Below are 24,162 nucleotides of genomic sequence, written 5' to 3' on the forward strand. Positions count from 1 at the left end.
ATAACTCTGACTTTACTTTTTTCGTATTTTATATACAAGTGTGTGTTCACTTTTTAAATCTTCGGGTTGTTTAATTCACTTTTTGATTATTTAGTTTTCAATGTTCAATATAATTAATTTTGCCGCTTCCAATTTTTCTCTTTTCCTTAGCGACTTGTTTATAATATCATATAATTTTTCTTATGTCAACACTTTTTTTAATTTTTTATTTTATGATATAGTATATGCCTACTAAAAAATATAAAAATAATATAAAAAACAAATATAAGATATAATTACATTATAAATTATATCTTATATTTACTATACACTATTTTAAAGAGTAACTTATTTTTTACTTTAAAAACTTAAACTTAACACTTAAAAACTTCTTATGTTGTAACTATATTTTATCTTAAACTAAATTTTATTTACATAATCTTTATCAATTACTTATAATTTATACTAGAAAATATATAATATTAATTACTACTTTTTTCAATTTTAATTAGTTTTGGTATTGTTTCTCCTTTAACATATGTAAATATAGCCTCATTTCTTGGGATTTTATATACATTATTCAAGCTTGTATAATCAATATCAGCAAGCGGATATCTAATATAGAAGTAGCTTTCAATTTTATCTTTTTTACAGAATATAAATAATGACTGTCCATCACCATATTTTATTGTACTATTCTCCAATCTATTAATATTTATATTAAAATGTTTTTTAATATATTTTGAATCACTATATGGTGGAATTATAATTAATGTATCCCATTCACCATCTACTAGCTCGCTAAAGTTAATTTCATTTAACTCCAGTATTTTTTCTTTAATATCATTTGGAATAGGTGTTTCTTTAATCAAATAGCTGGAATTATACCATACATATAATCCATATAAAAAAGAAAATAATATACATATAAAGATAAAAATTTTTTTATAAATTTTCATATATAATTCCCCTTTCTTAAAGGTCAGATTTGTAGTAATTTGTTTTAATCTAATTTTCCAAGATTATATAATTATTTTCTATAAATAACCTAACTATAAAAACTAATACCCATATTTTTTACTATATTTTTTTATAAAATAAATAGACATTATTAAAGCTAATATTTCTGAAACTGGTACAGAAAGCCAAAGCCCGTTTATATTAAATATTAATGGTAATATAAAAATAGTTGCTATTAAAAATATAAATGTTCTACAAAATGAAATGATAGCAGAAATCTTACCATTAGATAAACTAGTAAATAACATACTAGAAAATGTATTTATTCCAACAAACAATAAAGCTATAGAAAATAGTTTGTTACCATTATAAGCTAGTTCAAATACTTTTGAGCTTTCGCTAGTAAATATACTTACTAATTGTTTTGAAAATGTTATTGAGCATATAGTAGAAAGTATAGATACAAAAATTATAAATACTAAACTAATATTTTTAAGTTTTTTTAGTTTATCCTTTTCGTTAGATCCGTAAAAATAGCTTAACATAGGTGCAATCCCAAACATATACCCTGTGTATAATGCACTCATAAAACCAAAAACATAAAAAGTTATTGTACTTGCCGATATTCCATTTTCTCCTGCATAATGCAACATTCTAGCATTAAATAATAGCATAACTATACCACTTACAAAATTTGTTGCAAATTCAGAAACACCGTTACTTATTGTTTTAGTCAATGTATTTAATCTAAATTTAGGTAATATAAAGTGAATAGATTGTTTTTTACCTATAAATCCTTTTAAGAGTATTAAACAAGGTATTAGCATTCCTAATCCACTTGAAATAGATGCTCCAAACATACCCAAATTAAAAACTTTAATTAATAAAAAGTCAAATACTATATTAAATATACCCCCAAATATAGCACTAAACATCGCTAATTTAGATTTTCCTGATGCTAAAGTGTAAATTTGTAGACTAGAAAAAAGTACCTGTGGTATAATGAAGAAACTATATGCAAATAAATACTGATTTGAATACGTTGTTACAACTTCATTCGCCCCAAATAAATATACTATATTATCATAAAAAAACATCATAAATATTGTAATAATTATACCTATAAAAGTTGTTATCAAAATAAGCATTGAAAAATCTTCTCTTGCTTCTTTTTCTTTTTTCTCTCCCATTTTTTTCATAATAATAGCATTTCCACCAGATGAAAACATAGCCCCTAAAGCTATAAAAAAATTAAATAATGGTGAAATCAACGTTAGAGCAGAAAGTGCATCATCTCCTATTATATTTGATATAAATATTCCATCTATCATAGAATATGATGCTTGAATTAATACCATTATCATCGTTGGTATTACATACAGTAAAATATTTTTAAAATTAATATCCTTATTATATACTTGTTCATTCATAAAACTAATCTCCTTTTTTAATTTATTCAAATAAATTGTAATCCTTTCAGTTACTGTAAAGTCAATAGTTTTATTTAATTAAATTTATTATTTATATATTTTTACAATAAATTTTGTTTATTAATATCAATTTTTCATATTTTATTTTCTAAACATATTCTTGTATTTATTATTATTTGTTTTATATAATAAATACAATTTTATTATATAAAACAAATTTATCTGTGTCAATAAATAGTTCCTAAAGTATACTTAAATTAAAAAGGCTTACTAAAGTATTTAAACCTTAATAAGCCCTTTATTTTAATTATTAGCTTCTGCCTTTTTATTTGAAAATTGTCTACCCTCGTGGTCCATATAGTAATTTTCTTTATGTATTAACTCTCCTATTGGCACTACATCATATCCCTTATCTTTTAAACCTTTTAATATAGTATCTAAAGAATCTGGTGTGTATTTTGCATCATTATGAAATAACATTATAGAACCATTCCCTAAATGTTTATGATTTAAAACTTGGTTTACTTCGTGTTCAACACCATATTCTTTCCAATCTAAACTATCAATATCCCATTGTATTGTATGATAGCCAACTTCATTAGCAGCCTTTAATACAGTATCATTATATTCTCCAAAAGGTGGTCTATATAAATTCATATCATATCCTAATAAATTTTTTATTTTATTATGTACTTCCATTATTTCATTTTTGTTCTGCTCTAGACTTATTTTGCTGCCATGAGGGTGTGTATTACTATGGTTTCCTATTTCGTGTCCTTCTTCATATATTTTTTTAACTTCTTCTGGATATTTATCTATCCAATAACCACACAAGAAAAATGTAGCTTTAACATTATTATTTTTAAGTATAGTTAAAAGCTCATCTGTATCATCAGCACCCCAAGCAGCATCAAAACTTATAGCCACCTTTTTTTCATCAGTATCTACACAATAAATAGGCAAATTTTTTTTAGCAGGTTGTGGTTGTGCAGATACAGTAGCTGTCTCCATATTTTTTTGTACAATAGGTCTAAATGTCAAAACTAAAGAAAAGCAAAGTATAGCTAATATAGCAAAGTATTTTAAATTAGCATTTTTTAACCCTTCTAATATTTTTTTAATTATTCTCATAATATTCTCCTTTATATATATTTATATATAAATATTATTAATCCCATATAAACTTTATTCTAAATTTATTAAAATATAAATTATATACTAAACTGTAACAAATACACTAGTTTAATATTAATTGTATTTCTATTTTTCGTTGTTAGTCCTATATATAAAATCTTATTACACACCAAAATAAGAATACATATATTTCTGTATTCTTATTTTTATTTATATCAATTAAGGTATGACTTATTTTTTCAAATAAAAAAATAAACAAGTTTCAAGTTTTATTTTTTATGCCGAAAAAATTCATTAAATACAATTAAGATATTCCTGTATATTTTTAATTTATTATAAATTAATTTTGTGTATTTTACTTTATTTATAATTAATGTTACCGTTATCTTAATTTAAATACTATAAAATTTTTATTAGGTAAATTAAATATTTATGCTAAGTATCTATAATTATAATATAGTGCTTTCACTTCCAAAAAATGTTGAATAAACATATTAAACTATTTCATTAGGTACAATAAAAACACATATTATATACATAAATAATAAAACTCCAAAATATGCAAATAAAATCAAAAATAAAATTCTAACCAAATTGGAATCTATATTGTAATATTTACCAATACCTCCACATATTCCAGCAATTTTTCTATCATAAAGACTTCTTGTAAATTTTTTCATAATTCTCCCTCCTTAGTTACTACCATCTATAATATTATTATCCGTAGGTATTATAGCCGACATTATAAAATATGCTATAATAGGATATATACCTAAAGCAGTTAAAAAAAACACTATAAATAATACTCTTACTAAAACTGGGTCTACGCCAAAATATACTCCTAAGCCTCCACAAACACCACTTATTACTTTTTCATTGCTTTTATACAATCTTTTCATAAAATTTATCCTCCCATACATTAATATTATCTTTTTCTGCCATCTATAATAATATATACGAGGTAAAATAAATTTTGTTTATTCATAACCTAAATTACATAATCCTTTTTTAGCAAAACTAAAGCTATCCTTACCACAAATTATTATATGGTCTAAAACTTTTATACCAACGTGTGACAAAGCATTATTAATTTTTATAGTAACATCAACATCAGCATTAGATGGCCTATTATTTCCATTTGGGTGATTATGCCCTATTATAACAAATGAAGCATTATGTAAAAGAGCATCACTCATTACCTTTTCCATATAAATGTGTGTGTTGCTTGTAACTCCATCACTTATTTGTACTATCTTTTTAAGTCTTTTATTAAGGTCTAGGCATATCATATAAAAACTTTCAAAAGACTTTCCTATTAAAGCTGCCTCAAAATAGCTATGTGCAATATTAAAAGAATTTATTAAAGGTCTATCATTGTCAAGACCACTGCTTAAAAATTTTCTAGCAAGATGAAGTACCATAGATATTAAAACAGCTGTTGTTTCAGATACCTTACATCTTTTAGCAATTTCTTCTGGTCTTGCGTTCATTAAAGTATATAGACTACCATATTCATCTAACAATTTATGAGCAAGTTCGTTAGTATCTCTCCTTGGGATAGAGTAAAATAATAAAAGCTCTAAAACTTGATGTTCTTCAAAACTGTCTAGGTTACCATCTTTTATAAATCTTGCTCTAACTCTATTTCTATGATTTGCGTGTAAATTTTTACTCATTAATTAAACTCCTAAATTTATATTAGTAAAAATATTATACTTTATTTTTTAAATTTGTCTAGTTCTTTTAGTAAATATTCATTCAATACTTTTATATAAGTACCTTTCATACCTAAAGAACGTGTTTCTATAATTCTTGCACTTTCAAACTTTCTAAGTGCATTAACTATAACAGACCTTGTTATGCCTGCCTTATCAGCAATTTTACTAGCTACAACAAGGCCTTCTCCATTTTCTATCTCTTCAAAAATACTTAATGCTGCTTCTAGCTCAGAATATGATAAGGTTGATATACAAGTTCTTATATTTTGATGTTTTGTTTGTTTTTCATTTGTTTCTATAATTTTATAGTTCCATATTAAAAGTCCAAATAAACTTGATATGTATTCACATAATGTAGATATATCACTATCAAAACAATCATCTTTTCTATATATAATAATATTTGCCAATTTTTCTTTATACATATATATGGGTAAAAATAACCCATACATATTTTTTAAAGCATCTCTATCAAACCTTGTAGTATATAGATTATCTAAAGTTATATTAATTTTTATTTTTTCAATATTTTCTAGCTGTTTTGATATTTGCGTTTCTATAATTTTTTCATTAGAAATTTCATTTTTTAATGCAAAAGATGAAAAATTATTATTTATTTCGTAAAGTACATTTCCGTAAGTATCTAATATAAGTATATCGCTATTTAAATATTCACAAATTTTACTGGAAAAAAACATTAAAACATCATCTTCTTTAGAGATATCTCCCATTGTAATATATAAAGATTTTATTATTTCTTTTAAATCCATATTTAATTTAATATCCTCTCTATACTATTTTTCTTCTTTTTCTAAATAATATCCACAGTCATCATTACTACAACAAATTATTTTTTTCTTAGTTCCTTTTTCTATTAAAAAGCTATTACATTTTGGGCATCTTTCTCCTGTTGGTTTGTTCCAAGACATAAACTCACATTCTGGGTTATTTTCACACCCATAAAATTTTCTACCCTTTTTAGTCTTTTTAATAAGAACTTTTCCACCACATTCTACACAGGTTACGCCAGCTTCTTCATAAAAAGGCTTAGTGTTACTACATTCTGGAAAGTTAGGACAAGCTAAAAACTTGCCAAATTTACCATATTTTATAACCATATTAGCACCGCATTTTTCACATAATATATCTGTTTTTTCATCTTCTATTTCTATATGCTCTATCTTTTCATAAGCCTCTTCTATTGTACTTTCAAATGGAGGATAAAATTCTCTTAAAACTTCTTTCCATTCTATATGACCTTCTTCTATTTCATCTAGTTTGTTTTCCATTTTAGCAGTAAAATCTACATTAATAACATTTCCAAAATTATTTTTAATAATATCATTTACTATTTCTCCAAGCTCCGTTTTATAAAAAACTTTTTGTTCTTTAGTAACATAATTTCTAGCTGTTATAGTAGATATAGTAGGTGCATAAGTACTAGGCCTACCTACACCTATTTCTTCTAAAGTTTTTATAAGTGTAGCTTCTGTATATCTAGCTGGAGGTTGTGTAAAATGCTGTAAAGGTTTAATTTCCTTTATTTCTAATTCTTGATTTTTGTTAATATCTGGTATTAAAATATCTTCTTCATTTTCTTTTGCTTTTTCTTCATTTTTTTTATATACTTTTAAATAACCTTCAAAATCTAATAAAGACCCAGTTGCTCTAAAATCATATCCATTAGCCTTTATTTTTATTGTTTTTGTTATATAACTAGCTGGTGTCATTTGGCTAGCCAAAAAGCGTTCCCATATAAGCTTATATATTTTATATTGCTCTGCAGATAAAGATTCTTTTATACTATCTGGAGTTCTATCTGTATAGGTTGGCCTTATAGCTTCGTGAGCATCTTGAGTTTTACCTTTAGCTTTATATTTTCTTCTTTCTTTTTCAAAAAATTCTTCACCATAATTAGATATAACAAAATCCTTTGCTTGCAAATAAGCCTCATCTGATATTCTAACAGAATCTGTACGAATGTAAGATACAAGACCAACTGTACCCTCACCTTTAATGCTTATACCCTCATAAAGTTGTTGTGCAATAAGCATTGTTTTAGATGATGCATATCCAAATATTTTAGATGCTTCTTGTTGCAGTGTACTTGTTGTAAAAGGAGGTAAAGGATTTTTTTGTCTTTTACCGTTTTTAACATCATTTACTACAAATTTGCTATCTTTTATACCTTTTAAAATTTCATCAACTTGCCCTTCAGATGATACTTCCATTTTTTTATCATCTTTACCATAAAATTTAGTTTTTAATACTTTATTTTTTTCAGCTTTTAAATCTACATCTATTGTCCAATATTCATCAGGTATAAAGTTTTCTATTTCGTCATCTCTGTCACAAATTAGCCTAAGAGCAACAGATTGTACCCTACCAGCACTAAGGCCTTTTTTTATTTTTTTCCATAATAAAGGGCTTATTTTATAACCTACTATTCTGTCTAATGCACGTCTAGCTTGCTGTGCATCAACAAGGTTCATATCTATTTCTCTAGCCTCTTTTATAGATTTTTGTACAGCATTTTTTGTTATTTCATTAAAAGTTATTCTATATACGTTTTTATCGCTATTTTCGTTTAATTTTAAAGCATATAAAAGATGCCAGCTTATAGCCTCTCCCTCTCTATCAGGGTCAGTTGCTAAATATATTTTATTAGCAGTTTTTACTTCCTTTCTAAGCTTTGCTAAAACTTCACCTTTACCTCTTATAGTAATATATTTAGGTTCAAAATCATCTTCTATATTTATACCCATTTCGCTTTTAGGTAAATCCCTAACGTGCCCCATTGTTGCTTCTATTTTATAATTGCTGCCTAAAAATTTTTTTAAAGTTTTAGCCTTGGCAGGTGATTCTACTATAACTAAATTCTTTTTAACCGCCATATAATATAAATCCTCCTAAAATTAGTTATAAAGCCTTTATATATTTTTGTCCTGCAAGTTTTTTAATATACCCTTTAAGCTCTAGCATAGTTAAAACATACTGTGCTGTTTGTATATTTATTTTAGCCTTTACAATTATTTCATCTATGGTAACAGGACCTTCTTGTATACAAGCATATACTATTTTTTCGTCTGGTGCAAGTAAATTTTTTATATTTTCAGATTTTTCTATGTTATTATTAATATTTTTATCATTTTTATTGTATTTATGTAGTATACCTAAATTTGACAAAATGTCATCTATATTAGTTAAGGGAAAAGCACATTCTTTTATAAGATTATTAGTCCCTTCACTCATAGGGCTATTTATATTACCTGGTATAGCAAATATATCTCTTCCTTGCTCTAATGCTTGCCCAACAGTTATTAAAGTTCCACTTTTTTTACCAGATTCTACAACTAATATAGCATCGCTCATACCACTTATTATTCTATTTCTCATTGGAAAATTAGCAGGATAAGGAGGTGTTCCAATAGGAAATTCGCTTATAACACACCCATTTTTTATTATATCTTCTCTAAGAGCTAAATTTGAAGGTGGGTATACTATGTCTAAACCACAACCTAAAACTGCTATTGTTTTTCCACCACCATCAATAGCCCCTTTATGTGCCATAGAATCTATACCCATAGCCATACCACTAACTACTACAATATTATTTTCTCCAAGCTCTTTTCCAAACTTGTAGGCATTCATAGCACCATATTGTGTACATTTTCTTGCTCCAATAACACCAACCTTGTTATTTAAATCGTCTGGCATATTTCCTAGCATATAAAACCCAAGTGGTGCATCTGGTATTTGCTTTAGAATATTGGGATAATCTTTATTATTTTGAGATACAAATTTGAAATTATATTTTTTCATATGGTTAATGTAATTTTCTAATATAATTTCATTTTTAACATCTAATATATTATTTATATCTATTCTATTTTTATTACAAAACAATCTAATTTCAGATACATCTGCATAAAAAAAATCTTTTGCTGTTTTAAAATGGTTTAAAATTTCCCATTTTTTCTTTATACTAATACCATCTATTCTAGAAAGCCACATTATAAAATTATCTTCTAGCATAATAAACCTCATTAAAATATAAATTTTCTATCTAAGTTTCTAAGCTGAACTGCTTCTGCTATATGTGTTATACCTATATTTAAGCTCTGCTCCAAATCTGCTATCGTTCTAGCTATTTTTAATATTTTGTGATAAGCTCTTGCACTTAATTGTAGCTTATCAAAAACTCCTTTTAGTATTTCTCTTTCGGCATCTCCTAAAATACAATATTTTTCTATAAGGCTAGCTGTTAACTGAGAATTAAAATATATACCATCATTTTTATATCTTTCTATCTGTATTTTTTGTGCCAACATAACTCTATCTTTTATATCTTTAGAAGATTCTGTTGCCTTTATATCCAAATCTCCATAATTTACAGCAGATGCTTCTACCTGTATGTCTATTCTATCTAATAAAGGGCCACTTATTTTACCTAAATATTTAGATATAGCATTTTGAGAACAAGTACACTTATCAGAATATCCATAAAATCCACAAGGACAAGGGTTCATAGCTGCCACTAACATTAAATTAGCTGGAAATGTCATTGTACCATTTACTCTTGATATAGTAACTTGTCTATCTTCTAAAGGTTGCCTTAATTCCTCTAAAACACTTCTGTTAAATTCTGGAAATTCATCTAAAAATAATACACCATTATGAGATAAGCTAACCTCTCCTGGCTTAGGTAATCTACCTCCACCTACCATAGCAGATTTTGATATAGTATGATGTGGTGCTCTAAAAGGCCTTTTTGTAACAAGTGAATTTTTATTTTGTAAAATTCCAGAAATACTATATATTTTAGTTATCTCTATACTTTCTTCAAAAGATATATCAGGCAATATGCTTGGTATCCTTTTTGCCATCATAGTTTTTCCAGAGCCTGGTGGGCCTACCATAACAATATTATGCATACCTGCTGCTGCTATTTCTAAAGCTCTTTTTACATTTTCTTGCCCTTTTACATCTAAAAAGTCAAAATTATTAATAGGTGTATTATTTTTCAATAAATTGTAAATATTAATATTTACAGGCTCTATTTTTTTTATACCATTTAAATGTTGTATAAGCTCTAATAAGTTTTTTACACCTACTATTTCTACATTATCAACTAAACCTGCTTCTTCTATATTATCATATGGAACTATATATTTTTTTATGCCCTGTTCTTTTCCAGTATGCACCATAGGTAAAACACCATTTACAGGCTTTACAGACCCATCTAAAGATAACTCTCCTATTATCATAGTATCTTTAAATGATGTATCTTTTATAACCTCTATACAAGCTAATATTCCTACTGCTATTGGCAAATCAAAAGCAGGACCCTCTTTTCTTATATTAGCTGGAGCCAAATTTATAGTTATTTTTTTAACTGGCATATTTATATTAGAGTTTTTTATAGCTGTTCTAACTCTATCCTTAGACTCTTTAACAGCCGAATCTGGTAGCCCAACTATGTCAAAAGACGGTAACCCCTGACTTATATCTACCTCTACAACTATCTCAAAACCATCTATCCCTATTAATGTGGACGATAGAACTTTTGAAAACATATTACCCCTCCCAATTCCATATGTTAATAGTATTATTTTATATATATTAACAGTATTTTTAAAATTTTTCAAATGTTTTTTATTTTTACTTGATTATTTTTATAATAAAGTATATAATCTTTTTATTGATTTTTATTAAAAAGGAGGATTTTACATTGATTTATGTACAATACCTAATATTAGCAGGATTTGTAGTTTTTTTATCCATATTCTTATCAAAATATGTAGATGCTTTAGATAAAAAGACAAATCTATCTGGTGCATTTATTGGTGGTGTTTTGTTAGCGGCAGTAACCTCTTTACCAGAATTTATAACAAGTCTAACAGCTATTTTTTCTTTAAACCAACCTAACCTTGTGCAAGGTAATGTTTTTGGAAGTAATATATTTAACCTTACTATAATAGGTGCTTGTATTTTGTTATTCCCTAAAAGATTTAAAAATTCTTATTTATCTAAAAGCCATTTACTAACAAGTATATTTACAATTATTATATTTTTTATATGCCTTTTAGGTATGAAATTTAATTATAGTATAAATTTAGGATTTTTAAATGTTAGCTACGCATCGATTATTATTTTAATACTATATGCAATAAATATAGCAAAATCTAATGATAATACAAGTGATGATAATACAGATACCATTGATGATAATATTGTAAATTTAACTGTAAAACAAATAATATTTAGATTTGTTGTTTGCTCATTATTATTAGTTATATTTAGTGTATTATTAACAAATGTTACAGATAAACTTAACACAAAATTAAACTTAGGTACAACAATTGGAGGTGCTATATTTTTAGGTATAGCAACATCTTTACCAGAGCTTACATCATCTTTTAATCTTGTAAGACTTGGAAATTTTAATGCCTCTTTTGGTAACGTAATAGGAAGTAATATATTTAATTTTACAATATTATCTATTGGAGATATATTTTATTCAAAAGGAAATATATTTTCACCAGATAAACAATCATTTAATATTATAATTTGGGGTATTATATCTACAATTATAGTTATATCTACCCTATATACTAAAAAAAGTGAAAAAACTTCTATGTTTTTAGGTTTACTAATTATAATATCATATATTTCTAGCATACTATTTTCTATATAAAAAGTTAAGGTATGGGCTAGCCCATACCTTAACTTTTTATATAGAAAACTAATACTAATTATTATTTTTAAAAAATATAAATTAAAAATAGCTATGACTGTCTTTCTTTTTTCCTAAGGTTTTTAAATTTATACATTTTTTCATCTGCCTTTTCTAATATTTCTTCAACAGATAGTTTTGTTTCTTCATCTATATAAACAACTCCATAACTAATAGACATATCATACTCTTTATCGCTATTTTCCAATATTTCATTTAATTGGTTTAATTTACTCTCTAAAATTCCATCTTTACATTTTGGTAGTATAGCTATAAATTCATCTCCACCTATACGACATATGACATCTGTATCTCTAGCTAAAGTAACTATTTCTCTTCCTATAAATTTTATGTATTCGTCACCCTCCAGATGTCCTAAATTATCATTAACTGGCTTTAGTCCATCCATATCTATCATACCTATGCTAAAACTCTCTTTTTTTGCTAACATAGAATACAAAATTTTTAAGCAATACCTTCTATTAAATAGACCTGTCAGCTCATCTTTAAATGCCATATTTTCAAGCTGTTCTTTTTTACCAACTTCTGATGTTATATCTGTAATAAAATGTACATATGCTATTGTATCATTCCATTGTATTAAAAAGGACTTGCAATGAAAAATTTTTTTATTATATTCATAATCAAACTCAAAATTAACATTATCATCTCCAATACTAGAGTACTTTATAATTTGAGCTAATATACCATCTCTGTTTGTATTTTCTTTTATATCATTATCAATATCATCAAATAACACTCTTGCTGCTTGATTTACATAAATAATATCTCCACTGCTTTTTTCTGTAACAATTATCCACTCTTGCAAGCTATCCATAATTGATACCATCAAATCCATACTCTGCATTAAGGCAGTAGTTCTAGACCTAAGTTTATTTTCTCTTTCCTCTAATTGCTCAATCATTTTATTAAATGCACTTGAAAATTCTCCCAAAAATCCTACTCTTTGTTTATAATCTCCATTTGCAACCTGATTAGCTTGCCAAGTTAAATGCTTAAGTCCAGAATGTAACTCTTTTAAGCTCCCAGATAGAAAGTTATGCCTACTGGGTGTTTGAGCATCTAAATTACCAGCGGCCAAATTTGTTAAAAATTGATTAGACTCAACTATACAATTAGAAAGATAATCTATTGCTTGTTGCAAATTTTCTAGTTCTTTAGTATTTGTCTTTAAATCCTGTGATATAGGTTTATTTAAGATAATATTTTTTATTTGCAAAAACAAACGGTAAATATCTTGTTCTTCCATAAGTTGCTCCTTTTATACTACCAATAATTAAGGTCTAACTTTTGCATCAAATCTACAAACACGAGACCCCATAGCCCAACAATCAATTTCTGTAACTATATAGTCTTTTTTAGTATATTCTTTTAAAATACCTGCTAAAAACCCTTCATCATAATTACAAACAGTTTCCCCTGTTATTGGTAATGCAGAGCAGTCTAAATCCTCACCAATAGTTAGCGTAGCTTCTCCTGTTTCTTCATCAAATTTTTCAATTCTTAATATACCAATTTTACACTCTTCTAATGTTTTTTGAAATTGGGCTATAAACTCATTAATAAGGTAGGGATAAATCTAACATATGGTTTGCAAATTAAAATCCTGCTAGTTTACCTGCATTTCTAAATACTTCAACAGTTGCTTCATTTCCAAATTTTTTTGCAATTTCATCTTTTATTGTAAATTGGAATAGTCTATAAATAAACACTGGCATTTCTTCGCCAAGATTTTTTCTCCCATCAATAACATCTCCTATAGAATCCCATAAAAACTTATTTTCATCAAACTCCTCAAAAATATTAAACATACCTTTTCACTACCTCATAGTATTATTAATAAATATATTGTATTGATATATATAATAATACATTTTTACATAAAAATCAATCTATAATTTATTAATAGTATATTAAATTATAAGTTTATTTAATAAATATTATTGTAAAATATTATCTATAATATCCATTACACTTTCCATTAAACTTTTTAATTTATTATCTGCTTTACTATTATCTTCTTCTTCTACACCAAAGTATATTTTAATTTTTGGTTCTGTACCAGAAGGTCTAACACAAAACCAAGATTTATCATTTAATGCAAAATATAATACATTAGATTTTGGTAAATTAGTACCTGATAAGGTATTGTCAACTATATTTTTTATTTCTCCTAATTTATAATCCCTAGTTTCTACTACTTCTGCACCATTTACACTTGTAGGAGCTGATGTTCTTAAATAAGTCATTATTTTATCCATATCTTTAAGCCCATCTATACCTTTTAATGTAATAGATTTTATATCTTCTTTAAAATACCCATATTTTTTGTATACTTCTTGTAACCCTTCATATAAAGTTATGCCTTTATTTTTATAAAATGCTGCCAGTTCACATATAAGCATAGTAGCAACTACGGCATCTTTATCTCTAGCATATGTTCCTGCTAAACAACCATAACTTTCTTCAAATCCAAATATATATTCATTAGAGCCTGTTTGTTCAAATTGTTTAATTTTTTCTCCAATAAATTTAAATCCTGTTAATACATTAAAATAGTCCATATTATAGCTTTTAGCTATTTTTTCTGTCATATTAGAAGAAACAACTGTGGATACTATTGCACCTTTACTAGATAATGTGCCTTTTTGTTGTTTTTGGCTAAGTATATATTCTGTTAATAATACTCCCATCATATTACCAGATAATACTACATATTCGCCTTCATTATTTTTTACAACAGTTCCTACCCTGTCTGCATCTGGGTCTGTACCAACTATAATATCTGCACCAATTTCATCTGCCAATTTTAATGCCAATTTAAATGCATTAGGGTCTTCTGGGTTTGGATAAGAAACTGTGCTAAATTTACAATCAGGAAGTTCTTGTTCTTTTACTACATTAACATTTTTAAAGCCTGCTTTTTCTAAAATACGTCTTACTGGCTTATTTCCTGTTCCGTGTATAGGTGTATAAACTATTTTTAAATCACTAGATTTTTCTATTACATCTTTATTTACTAATTGATTTAATACATTTTCATCGTATTTATCGTCTATTTCTTTACCTATAATGTTAAATAACCCTTCTTTTATAGCTTGTTCTTTATCTAATCTTTTTATAGTTTTAAAATCTTTTACATTGTTCACATAAGATATTATTTCTGTATCTTTAGGATAAGGTACTTGCCCTCCATCTTCCCCATATATTTTATATCCATTGTATTCTGGTGGATTGTGGCTAGCTGTAATCACTACACCTCCTATACAACCTAATTCTCTTATAGCAAAAGAAACCATAGGCGTTGGTCTTAATTCGTCAAAAAGGTATGTTTTTATACCATTTCCATTTAAAACAAGTGCTGTTATTTCTGCAAAATCTTGGCTCATAAATCTAGAATCATATCCAATAGCAACACCTTTTTCTTTAGTATATTCTTTTTGGTCTAATATATAGTCTGCTAGTCCTTGTGTAGCCTTACTAATTGTGTATATATTTACACGGTTAGTACCAGCACCTATAATACCTCTTAATCCACCTGTTCCAAATTCTAACTCTTTGTAAAATCTATCTTCTATTTCCTTTTCATTACCTTTTATATTTAATAACTCTTCTTTTGTTTTACTATCAAAATACTCATCATTTAACCAATTTTCATATATGTCTTTATAATTCATAGTTTACCTCCATAAAATTAATCTAAATTTATATATAAATTATTATATATCTAATATAATAAATATACAAGATTTAATTTATAATTATTATGTAAATTATAAAAATATAATAATACATTTAAACTAATACATTATTAATACTTTTTATAATCTATTAATATTTTTTCGTTCATTTTGTATTATATTTTATGTATTTTTTTGTATTTTTTTGCAATAAAAATTATCACATATATTGACATTCCTTTTATACTAATATATAATGGTTTTTAAGAGAATTTTAATTTTATTACAAGAGGTATATAATGGTAACTTTAAGCATTCTTTATAAGGATAAATACCTTTTTAAAGATTTTTTAAAACATAAAAATTTTAATTTTAATAAACATTGTCTTATTAGAATATATACTGCTATTTGCTCCCCTGAAGAAATAATGCCAATAATTAACGATATAAAAGAAACTATACCAAACTCAAGCATTATTGGTGGTAGCTGTAGCGGTGTTGTATTTAGTGGAGAACAATTTGATACAGAAACTTTAGTAATTATCGAGCAATTTGATAATGCTACTATAATTGTAAATAGACACTCATTTAAAGATAAACATCCTGCTCATGTAGCAAAAGAAGTTAACGATGCAATAGAAGGGTTTAATGTTCCTCTTATGCATATTTTATGTAGTGACTACTATGGTGATGTAACTAAATTTGTAGATTCTTTTAATTCTATAAACCAAACTACAAGGTTGGTTGGAGGTGTTTTAGGAGAGATTTTACCAAAAAATATTCCACCTTATGCCTTTACAGAAGAAGGTGTGTTAGAACAAAGCATAGTAACTGCTAGTATAATAAAAAAAGAATTACATATTTTTGCAGAAGTAAACGTTGCTCACGAGCCTATTAGCCAAGTTTACACCCTTAATTCTTGCGATGGTAGCAACCTATTAGAGATAAATAATACTCCTGCTATAGATTGGTGTAAAAGCCATTTTGGTATGGAAGACTTAAAATCTTATACAGACTGGCAAGAAATTGCTGAAAATGATTCATTGCTTAGATTTCCTTTAATTTTACAGGGTCATAATTCTAATAATATTAGTAGATTTATAAAATACGATTCTAAAAGCCAAAATATGTCTTGCTATTTTTCAAAGCTAAACGAAAATACACAGTTTAAAATAGGATATGTTAACCCTATGAAGTGTGTGCAAGAAATGTATAGAATATGTAGCTCAATAAAAGAACAGCCTATAGAAAGTCTATTTTTCTATTCTTGTCTGTTTAGGAAATTATATTTAAGTAACTGTGCAAAATGGGAAATAAGCCCATTTGGTAAAAATATATGTGGTATATTTTTATTTGGAGAAATTTTTTATGTAAATGGTAAAAATGAATTTTTAAATGGTTCTTGTTGTTTTATTGGATTAGCAGAACAAAACTCTAAAAATATAAACATAGACTTTTCTGTATTTGATGAATTATATAAAATAAAAGATGACAATGAACAATTATTAAATATTGTATTAAAAAAACAAAGTGCTACTATATACGAACAAAACAAAAAACTTCTAGAGAATGTATTATTACACCAAGAATTTTCTAAGCAACGTATTTATATAGATGCCAATTTAGGTATAAATAATAGTATTAAATTTTTAAATGAAAAGCACACTAAAAATTTTAATAAAATATGTATGATACAGTTAGAAAATTCTGACCTTCTTATGTCTAGGTTAGGCAAAGATGAATATTTTGAAATTATTAAAAATGTTATACATTCCCTATCAAAGTTTATAGATAACTACTCTCCATACAACAACAACTATAGTATTTACGCCTTAAATGACAACACTATCTTCTTAGCTGTTGGAAAAACTATGCACGATGATAAATTTGATAAGTTTATTAACGAAATATACAAAAATTTTCAATTTATAAAACTTCCTAATAGAGAAGAACTTATAATCTTTAGATTTGCTATTGTTATTGATGAAAAAAACTTAATAGAATGTGGACTAGAAACTTTACAAAAATGTAAAAGCCTTCAAACATATTTCTTAGTATATAATTCTTCTAACGAAAAAGAAATCCAATTTGATAATGAAATGGAAATTATACAATTATTAAATGAAGTTATAAAAAATAATTGGGTTATACCTTATTTTCAAGGTATGTACGATAACAAAAATAAAGTTATAAATAAATACGAAGCATTAATGCGTATAAGAGATAAAAATGGCAAAATATATTCACCTTATTATTTTATGGATATTGCAAAAAAATATAACCTTTACCCAACTTTAAGTAGAATGATGGTAGAACAAGTACTAGATATTTTTGATAACCTACAAACTAATGTTTCAATCAATTTCTCTGCTTATGATATAAATTCTAAAAGCTTTCAAAATGCTATTTTTAAAAAGCTAGAAAACATAAAAAATAAAGGCAATTTTACTTTTGAAATTTTAGAAGATGAAAATTTTAGAAGTATGGAAATGTTAAAAATATTTATAAAACGTGCTAGAGAACATAATGTAAAAATAGCTATTGATGACTTTGGTACAGGTTATTCTAATTTTATGGAAATATCAAAAATTGCACCAGATTTTATTAAAGTAGACGGAGCTATAATAAAAAATATTGATAGTGATATTATGAACTTTAAAGTATTAAAAACTATTGTATACTTAGGGAAACAACTAAATGCTACTCTAATTGCAGAGTTTGTTGAAAATGAGAGTATACAAAAAGTTATAGAGCACCTTGATATACAGTTTTCCCAAGGGTATTATTTTTCAAAACCAGAACCTTATGAAAATATTAAAGATAACTTAAAATAAATAAAATTAATATTTTTATAAAAATATAAAATAATAAATAAAAGCTAGTTTTTAAATACAACTAGCTTTTATTTATTATTGAAAAAATTTTAAATCTTCTTTTGTTGTTATTTTTATGTTGCTATAACTTCCCTCAACCATTTTAACTTTTACGCCAAAGCTTTCTACAACACTTGCATCATCTGTTACAAATATACCACTATTAATAGCATAATCATAGGCTTCTTTTATTATACTATATTTAAATACTTGTGGCGTACTGGCAAGCCATACATTATCTCTATTAGGCGTATCTTCTATAAAACCGTCCTTACATATTTTAATAGTATCTTTTGCTCTAACCCCTAAAACACAAGCATTATAAATTTTAGTTTTTTCTATTATATTTGTTATTTCATCTTCTGTTATAAAAGGCCTTACACCATCGTGTATAGCTACTATACTATCCTTATCTTTTATATAGTTTATACCATTATATACAGAATTTAACCTCTCTTTGCCTCCTTCTATAACAGCAACTATTTTTTTATATTTGTAAATACCTATTATATCGTCCCTAAAATAATTTATATATTCCTTATTAGTAACTATTATAATTTCATCTATACTACTACAATTTTCAAATTTATCTATTGTGTAGCAAACAATAGGCTTATTATTTATGTTTATAAACTGCTTAGGCATATCACTGTTCATTCTTTTACCTACTCCAGAACAAACAATTACTACTATATTTTTAGACATAATAACTCCTTAATCTTTAAAGTATCTAGAAAAGTTTAATATTAACCCTGTACAAGCCATCATTATTAATAAAGATGTACCACCGTAGCTTACAAAAGGAAGAGGTATACCTGTGTTAGGCATAGTATTAGTAACAACGGCTATATTTATAATAACTTGCACAGCTATCATAGTTGTTATACCTACACATACATAACTCATATAAGATTTAGGAGAATGTATAGCTACTATATACCCTCTCCATATTATCATTGCAAATAATAATATAAATATTATAGCACCAGCAAGTCCAAGCTCCTCGCATATAATAGAAAATATAATATCATTTTGTGCCTCTGGTATAAAGCCAAGCTTTTGCCTACTTTGTCCTATACCAAGCCCAAAAAAACCTCCAGATGCTATTGCATATAAAGATTGTACTGTTTGGTATCCTTTGTCATTTATTACCCCTTCAGCAAAAGGGTTTAGCCAAGCCTGCACCCTAGCCATTCTAAACGTATCTCCAAATATAATAATACCAGCTATACCAAGTACACCAAATAGAACCATAGGTACAAAATATTTTATTGTAGGAGATGCTACAAATATAATAGACATACCTATAACTGCCATTATTATAGCTGTACTAGTATTTTCTATCAAAACTAAGCCTGTTGGTATAGCTATTATAAAACAGCATTTTAAAAAGCCTTCCCAAGTATTTAATATATTTTTATTATCTGATACATATTTTGATAAATATAATATAAGCCCAACTTTTGCTACCTCTGATGGTTGAAACTGTATAGGACCTATTCCTATCCATCTTTTAGCACCTTTTACTTCTTTACCAATAAATAAAACTAAAACTAAAAATATAATAGATACTATAAATACCATTTTAGATGAATTTTTATAAAATCTCCAGTCAAAATGTATTATTATAGCTACTAAAATAAATCCTATAATAGCAAAAAGTCCTTGTCTTTTAAAAAAATGTAAAATATCATTAAAATCTGTTTTACCTACATAATAACTAGCACTAAAAACCATTATTACACCAAATGAAACTAAAATAATAAGGCTTAGCAAAATTATAGGGTCTATTTTACCTTTATGTATAATTACTTCTTCTATTTGCTCTATCTCAAAACTTCTTATATTGTTACGTTTATTTATACGTTGTCTTTCGCTTTCCCTAAGATGTGAACTTCTCCTAGATGTGGCCAATATAAAATCACTCCTTCAAATCCTTTACGTACTGTTTAAAAATATTACCTCTTTCTTCGTAATCTTTAAACATATCAAAGCTAGCACAGGCTGGTGATAAAAGGACACATTCTCCAGCATTTGCATTTTCATAACAATAATTTATAGCTTCAAAAAAAGTTTCTTTTATTATATAATTATTAAAATTTAATTTTTCACAATCTTTTGCAAGTCTGTCCCTAACTTGCCCTATAATAACAGCTTTAACAACTTTATCTTTAAACTCCTTTATCATAGGTAAAAAATCTGCATTTTTTTCATACCCACCAACTATAAGATATGTAGGCTTTTTCATAGCATTAATTGCTTTTATTGTTGCATCTGTATTAGTCCCTTTAGAATCATTATAATAGTCTACACCTTTTTTGCTAGCAACATATTCTATACGATGCTCCACTGCTTTAAAGGTTTTAATACCCTCTATTATAACATCGGTAGGCACTTTATAACATATACACATTAGTATAGCTACCATAATATTTTCCATATTATGCTCACCTAATATTTTTATATCATCTGTATTTATAAATGGATAATTATCTATATAAATGTAATTATCTTTTAAATATGCTCCATTTTTTATTTGCTCTTTTGTAGAAAAATACATTACTTTAGATTTAGCTTTTGGCTCCATTTTCCTGCACTCTAAATCATCATAATTTAATATTAAAAAATCGTTTTCATCTTGATTTTCAAATATTTTCTCTTTAGCTTTTATGTAATTTACCATTGTTTTATGTCTGTTTAAATGGTCTTCTGTTATATTTAAAACAGATGCTATTATAGGCTTAAATGTTTTTATAGTTTCTAGCTGAAAACTACTAAGCTCTAATGCTACTATGCTATCTTCTTCTAAATCTAGTGCATAATAAGAAAAAGGTACTCCTATATTGCCTGCTACATATGTTTTTTTATAATTTTTTAAAATATGCCCTAAAAGACTTGTAGTTGTTGTTTTTCCATTAGTTCCTGTTATAGCTATAATAGGTGCTTTGCACACTAAATATGCAAGCTCTATTTCGCTTATTACAGGTATCTTTTCACTAGCATATTTTACAAAATCTAAATCCGTAGGTAGACCTGGACTAATAACCATTAAATCCATACTATCTATAAGGCTATTACTTGGGTTTTTCCCCAAATATAAATTTATATTATTTTCTTTTAAAGTATTTATTTGCTCTATATCTTCTTCAGTTTTTAAATCTTGTATAGTTACGTTTGCTCCTAATTTTTTTAACATTAAAGAAGCACATATACCACTTCTTGCTATACCACAAACAAGCACATTTTTATTATAAAATTCCATACATAAAATCCCCCTATTTTAAAAGAAATTTTTTGTAGCCAAAAATCCTACAAGACAAGCCATAGCAGTTATTATATAAAATACTGCAACAACTTTAACCTCTTTCCAACCACATTGTTCAAAATGATGATGTATTGGTGCCATTTTAAAGAGCCTTTTACCTTTTGTAAGCCTAAAATATCCAACTTGTAGCATAACAGATACAGCTTCCAAAACATATATTATACCAACAATAATAATAAATAAAGGCATTTTCATTATTATTGCTATGCTAGCTACTAATCCACCAAGAGCAAGAGAGCCTGTATCTCCCATAAAAACTTTTGCAGGGTGTGTATTAAAAAGTAAAAATCCAAGTAATGCTCCAACAGCTGCTCCTGTTATAGGTAAAAGAGATTTATTAATAGCTAGTGCATTAAATAAAAAGAATATAACTACTAAAACAGTAACTCCAGATGCAAGTCCGTCTAGCCCATCTGTCAAATTTACACTATTAACTGTCCCTACCATAACAATAAAGAAAAATGGTATAAATAAAATACCAAGTTCTAATGTTTTTCCATTTGTAAAAGGTATATACACATCTGTACCAACATTAGAATAATTGTATAAATAATATAAAAATACGCCTGTAATAATAATCTGTCCTATTATTTTTTGGTATGCCCTAAGTCCTAAAGAACGCTTTTTTACAACCTTTATATAATCATCTATAAATCCTATTATACCATATCCTATCGTAACAAATAATACTGCTATTCCATCTTTATTCCCTTTTAAAAAAAATAATGATGATATAACTAAACTTATTAAAATCATTATTCCACCCATAGTAGGTGTTCCAGACTTTATAAGATGACTTTGAGGCCCGTCATCTCTAACATTTTGCCCAAATTTTAATCTAGTTAAAAATGGTATAATAATAGGGCATAAAAATATATTAATAATAAAAGCTATTAATATTGCATAAATAGCCGAATATAAATCAAACTGCATTGCTTTCTCTCCTTATAATTTTGTCTACCGTATTTTCTAATTTCATACCCCTAGAGGCTTTAACAAGGATAGTATCTCCTTCATTTAATACATTATATATATCTTTAATAAAATCATCTTGAGTTTTAAAATAATTTATGTTAGATTTACTATTTTTATTACTATTTGCACCTTGTAGCATATAATAGCTATGTTCTCCTATAAATATAAGTTCATCTATACCTTTTTCTGTTGCATATTTTCCTACATCATAGTGCATATCGTTAGAATATTCTCCAAGCTCAAACATATCACCAAGTATTGCAACTTTTCTACCTTTTGTAGTAGCTAGCACATCTAATGTTGCTTTCATAGAAGTAGGGTTTGCATTGTATGCATCATTTATTACTGTATATTTATCTACTTTTATAATATCCATTCTCATTTTGCTAGGCTTAAAAGTTTCTAACCCTTCTTTTATTTCATTTTCTTTAAGCCCTAAAATACTACAAACTAATGTAACAGCTAAAGCATTAGATATCATATGCTTGCCAGGTATTTTTAAGTCTAAATTAAAGCTTTTATCAAAGTAATTAATTGTAGCACTTATACCCTCTATTCCTTTTTCTTTTATATTAGTAGCGTAAGCATCTAACGTACTATCTACACTATAAAAATAACATCTACTACTATCTTCTTTTAGTGTATATAGCATATCGTCATCGCCATTTAAAATTTTTATTCCATTAGGTTTTAAGTATTCAAATATTTCATATTTAGCACGTAGTATTCCTTCTCTACTACCTAAATTTTCTATATGAGATACACCTATATTTGTTATCAATGCTATATCTGGCTTTGCTATTTTGCTAAGCTCTCTTATTTCTCCAAAATGGTTCATTCCCATTTCCAAAACAACTACCTGTGTATCTTCTTCAATATTAAAAATAGTTAAAGGAAGTCCTATTTCATTGTTAAAATTGCCTTGTGTTTTTACTGTGTTATATTTTACTGACAAACAAGATGCCAACATATCTTTAGTTGTTGTTTTACCAGCACTACCAGTTAATGCTATTACTGGGATATTAAATAAACTCTTATAATAAATAGCTAAATCTTTTAAAGCATCTTTGGTATCTCCAACCTTTATTACTATATTATCTGTTTTTATATCTTTTTGGCTTAAACAAGCAATAGCCCCTTTTTCAAATGCCACATCTATAAAGTTATGCCCATCAAAATTTTCACCTACTATTGGTATAAACAAATCTCCTTGTTTAATTGTTCTTGTGTCAGTAGATATGTTTTTTATAAAAATATCATCTGTATTAATATTATTATTTATACAACCATTTACAGCTTTTATAACATCTTCTATAAAAATAGGTTTCATT

At 26.4% G+C, this 24,162-nt stretch carries 21 protein-coding genes; 2 read left to right on the forward strand and 19 right to left on the reverse strand.

The window, feature by feature from the left end; all coding sequences use genetic code 11:
- Positions 1–461: 461 nt before the first annotated feature.
- The 10 genes from R5Z65_RS02050 to R5Z65_RS02095 all read right to left on the reverse strand — a co-directional run bounded on the left by R5Z65_RS02050 (position 462) and on the right by R5Z65_RS02095 (position 10,797).
- Complete coding sequence (locus R5Z65_RS02050; protein ID WP_317366753.1) at positions 462–938, reverse strand: hypothetical protein; 477 nt, start codon at positions 936–938, stop codon at positions 462–464.
- A gap of 102 nt (positions 939–1,040) precedes the next feature.
- Positions 1,041–2,369, reverse strand: a complete 1,329-nt coding sequence (locus tag R5Z65_RS02055) for an MATE family efflux transporter (RefSeq protein WP_317366755.1) — start codon at positions 2,367–2,369, stop codon at positions 1,041–1,043.
- A gap of 303 nt (positions 2,370–2,672) precedes the next feature.
- Entirely contained in the window at positions 2,673–3,500 is an 828-nt protein-coding gene (locus R5Z65_RS02060; protein WP_317366757.1) for a polysaccharide deacetylase family protein, read from the reverse strand.
- A 497-nt stretch (positions 3,501–3,997) separates the two neighbouring features.
- Positions 3,998–4,183, reverse strand: a complete 186-nt coding sequence (locus R5Z65_RS02065; protein ID WP_317366759.1) for a PspC domain-containing protein — start codon at positions 4,181–4,183, stop codon at positions 3,998–4,000.
- A gap of 12 nt (positions 4,184–4,195) precedes the next feature.
- A complete protein-coding gene (locus tag R5Z65_RS02070) occupies positions 4,196–4,402 on the reverse strand; it encodes a PspC domain-containing protein (protein ID WP_317366760.1) in 207 nt (68 codons plus the stop codon).
- A gap of 78 nt (positions 4,403–4,480) precedes the next feature.
- Complete coding sequence (locus R5Z65_RS02075) at positions 4,481–5,179, reverse strand: JAB domain-containing protein (RefSeq protein ID WP_317366762.1); 699 nt, start codon at positions 5,177–5,179, stop codon at positions 4,481–4,483.
- A gap of 41 nt (positions 5,180–5,220) precedes the next feature.
- Entirely contained in the window at positions 5,221–5,991 is a 771-nt protein-coding gene (locus tag R5Z65_RS02080; protein ID WP_317366763.1) for a GTP-sensing pleiotropic transcriptional regulator CodY, read from the reverse strand.
- Positions 5,992–6,015: 24 nt separating this feature from the next.
- The gene (gene topA, locus R5Z65_RS02085) at positions 6,016–8,115 is read right to left on the reverse strand and encodes a type I DNA topoisomerase (RefSeq protein WP_317366764.1); all 2,100 of its coding nucleotides are present in this window, start codon (positions 8,113–8,115) and stop codon (positions 6,016–6,018) included.
- Between the two features lie 25 nt (positions 8,116–8,140).
- Positions 8,141–9,256 carry a DNA-processing protein DprA gene (dprA, locus tag R5Z65_RS02090; protein ID WP_317366765.1) on the reverse strand — a complete coding sequence of 372 codons (1,116 nt, stop codon included), beginning with the start codon at positions 9,254–9,256 and terminating at the stop codon, positions 8,141–8,143.
- Positions 9,257–9,267: 11 nt separating this feature from the next.
- Positions 9,268–10,797 carry a YifB family Mg chelatase-like AAA ATPase gene (locus tag R5Z65_RS02095; protein ID WP_317366766.1) on the reverse strand — a complete coding sequence of 510 codons (1,530 nt, stop codon included), beginning with the start codon at positions 10,795–10,797 and terminating at the stop codon, positions 9,268–9,270.
- Between the two features lie 155 nt (positions 10,798–10,952).
- Here R5Z65_RS02095 and R5Z65_RS02100 point away from each other — a divergent pair, with 155 nt between their 5' ends.
- Positions 10,953–11,918: a cation transporter gene (locus R5Z65_RS02100; protein WP_317366768.1), complete on the forward strand. Its 966-nt coding sequence runs from the start codon at positions 10,953–10,955 to the stop codon at positions 11,916–11,918.
- A 91-nt stretch (positions 11,919–12,009) separates the two neighbouring features.
- On the opposite strand, the gene R5Z65_RS02105 is transcribed toward R5Z65_RS02100, so the two are convergent.
- The 4 genes from R5Z65_RS02105 to R5Z65_RS02120 all read right to left on the reverse strand — a co-directional run bounded on the left by R5Z65_RS02105 (position 12,010) and on the right by R5Z65_RS02120 (position 15,655).
- Complete coding sequence (locus R5Z65_RS02105) at positions 12,010–13,227, reverse strand: diguanylate cyclase (RefSeq protein ID WP_317366770.1); 1,218 nt, start codon at positions 13,225–13,227, stop codon at positions 12,010–12,012.
- A gap of 27 nt (positions 13,228–13,254) precedes the next feature.
- The gene (locus R5Z65_RS10180; RefSeq protein ID WP_317366837.1) at positions 13,255–13,557 is read right to left on the reverse strand and encodes a 4-vinyl reductase; all 303 of its coding nucleotides are present in this window, start codon (positions 13,555–13,557) and stop codon (positions 13,255–13,257) included.
- A gap of 19 nt (positions 13,558–13,576) precedes the next feature.
- Positions 13,577–13,789, reverse strand: coding sequence for a hypothetical protein (locus tag R5Z65_RS02115; protein ID WP_317366771.1), 213 nt, complete (start codon positions 13,787–13,789; stop codon positions 13,577–13,579).
- Between the two features lie 129 nt (positions 13,790–13,918).
- Positions 13,919–15,655 (reverse strand): phospho-sugar mutase, encoded by a 1,737-nt coding sequence (locus R5Z65_RS02120; protein ID WP_317366773.1) that lies wholly within the window; start codon positions 15,653–15,655, stop codon positions 13,919–13,921.
- Positions 15,656–15,957: 302 nt separating this feature from the next.
- Here R5Z65_RS02120 and R5Z65_RS02125 point away from each other — a divergent pair, with 302 nt between their 5' ends.
- Complete coding sequence (locus R5Z65_RS02125) at positions 15,958–18,492, forward strand: EAL domain-containing protein (protein ID WP_317366776.1); 2,535 nt, start codon at positions 15,958–15,960, stop codon at positions 18,490–18,492.
- Between the two features lie 75 nt (positions 18,493–18,567).
- On the opposite strand, the gene ispD is transcribed toward R5Z65_RS02125, so the two are convergent.
- Genes ispD through murF form a run of 5 tightly spaced genes read right to left on the reverse strand, consistent with a single transcriptional unit; the run spans position 18,568 to position 24,161 of the window.
- Positions 18,568–19,236, reverse strand: coding sequence for a 2-C-methyl-D-erythritol 4-phosphate cytidylyltransferase (ispD, locus tag R5Z65_RS02130; protein ID WP_317366778.1), 669 nt, complete (start codon positions 19,234–19,236; stop codon positions 18,568–18,570).
- Between the two features lie 9 nt (positions 19,237–19,245).
- Positions 19,246–20,445: a putative lipid II flippase FtsW gene (ftsW, locus tag R5Z65_RS02135; protein WP_317366780.1), complete on the reverse strand. Its 1,200-nt coding sequence runs from the start codon at positions 20,443–20,445 to the stop codon at positions 19,246–19,248.
- A gap of 7 nt (positions 20,446–20,452) precedes the next feature.
- Entirely contained in the window at positions 20,453–21,793 is a 1,341-nt protein-coding gene (gene murD / locus R5Z65_RS02140) for a UDP-N-acetylmuramoyl-L-alanine--D-glutamate ligase (RefSeq protein WP_317366782.1), read from the reverse strand.
- Between the two features lie 18 nt (positions 21,794–21,811).
- Positions 21,812–22,789: a phospho-N-acetylmuramoyl-pentapeptide-transferase gene (mraY, locus tag R5Z65_RS02145; protein WP_317366784.1), complete on the reverse strand. Its 978-nt coding sequence runs from the start codon at positions 22,787–22,789 to the stop codon at positions 21,812–21,814.
- The gene (gene murF, locus R5Z65_RS02150; RefSeq protein WP_317366785.1) at positions 22,779–24,161 is read right to left on the reverse strand and encodes a UDP-N-acetylmuramoyl-tripeptide--D-alanyl-D-alanine ligase; all 1,383 of its coding nucleotides are present in this window, start codon (positions 24,159–24,161) and stop codon (positions 22,779–22,781) included. Before murF ends, mraY begins: the two co-directional genes overlap by 11 nt.
- Position 24,162 lies beyond the last annotated feature (1 nt).

The organism is uncultured Tyzzerella sp. (assembly GCF_963558545.1).
Lineage (GTDB): Bacteria > Bacillota > Clostridia > Lachnospirales > CAG-274 > Tyzzerella.

Coding starts and splice junctions, on each gene's coding strand:
- R5Z65_RS02050 (WP_317366753.1), bottom strand. CDS start 938: ATGAAAATTTATAAAAAAATTTTTATCTTTATATGTATATTATTTTCT.
- R5Z65_RS02115 (WP_317366771.1), bottom strand. CDS start 13,789: ATGTTTAATATTTTTGAGGAGTTTGATGAAAATAAGTTTTTATGGGAT.
- murD (WP_317366782.1), bottom strand. CDS start 21,793: ATGGAATTTTATAATAAAAATGTGCTTGTTTGTGGTATAGCAAGAAGT.
- R5Z65_RS02065 (WP_317366759.1), bottom strand. CDS start 4,183: ATGAAAAAATTTACAAGAAGTCTTTATGATAGAAAAATTGCTGGAATA.
- R5Z65_RS02055 (WP_317366755.1), bottom strand. CDS start 2,369: ATGAATGAACAAGTATATAATAAGGATATTAATTTTAAAAATATTTTA.
- dprA (WP_317366765.1), bottom strand. CDS start 9,256: ATGCTAGAAGATAATTTTATAATGTGGCTTTCTAGAATAGATGGTATT.
- R5Z65_RS02105 (WP_317366770.1), bottom strand. CDS start 13,227: ATGGAAGAACAAGATATTTACCGTTTGTTTTTGCAAATAAAAAATATT.
- ispD (WP_317366778.1), bottom strand. CDS start 19,236: ATGTCTAAAAATATAGTAGTAATTGTTTGTTCTGGAGTAGGTAAAAGA.
- R5Z65_RS02095 (WP_317366766.1), bottom strand. CDS start 10,797: ATGTTTTCAAAAGTTCTATCGTCCACATTAATAGGGATAGATGGTTTT.
- topA (WP_317366764.1), bottom strand. CDS start 8,115: ATGGCGGTTAAAAAGAATTTAGTTATAGTAGAATCACCTGCCAAGGCT.
- R5Z65_RS02060 (WP_317366757.1), bottom strand. CDS start 3,500: ATGAGAATAATTAAAAAAATATTAGAAGGGTTAAAAAATGCTAATTTA.
- mraY (WP_317366784.1), bottom strand. CDS start 22,789: ATGCAGTTTGATTTATATTCGGCTATTTATGCAATATTAATAGCTTTT.
- R5Z65_RS02080 (WP_317366763.1), bottom strand. CDS start 5,991: ATGGATTTAAAAGAAATAATAAAATCTTTATATATTACAATGGGAGAT.
- R5Z65_RS02075 (WP_317366762.1), bottom strand. CDS start 5,179: ATGAGTAAAAATTTACACGCAAATCATAGAAATAGAGTTAGAGCAAGA.
- R5Z65_RS02120 (WP_317366773.1), bottom strand. CDS start 15,655: ATGAATTATAAAGACATATATGAAAATTGGTTAAATGATGAGTATTTT.
- R5Z65_RS02070 (WP_317366760.1), bottom strand. CDS start 4,402: ATGAAAAGATTGTATAAAAGCAATGAAAAAGTAATAAGTGGTGTTTGT.
- R5Z65_RS02125 (WP_317366776.1), top strand. CDS start 15,958: ATGGTAACTTTAAGCATTCTTTATAAGGATAAATACCTTTTTAAAGAT.
- murF (WP_317366785.1), bottom strand. CDS start 24,161: ATGAAACCTATTTTTATAGAAGATGTTATAAAAGCTGTAAATGGTTGT.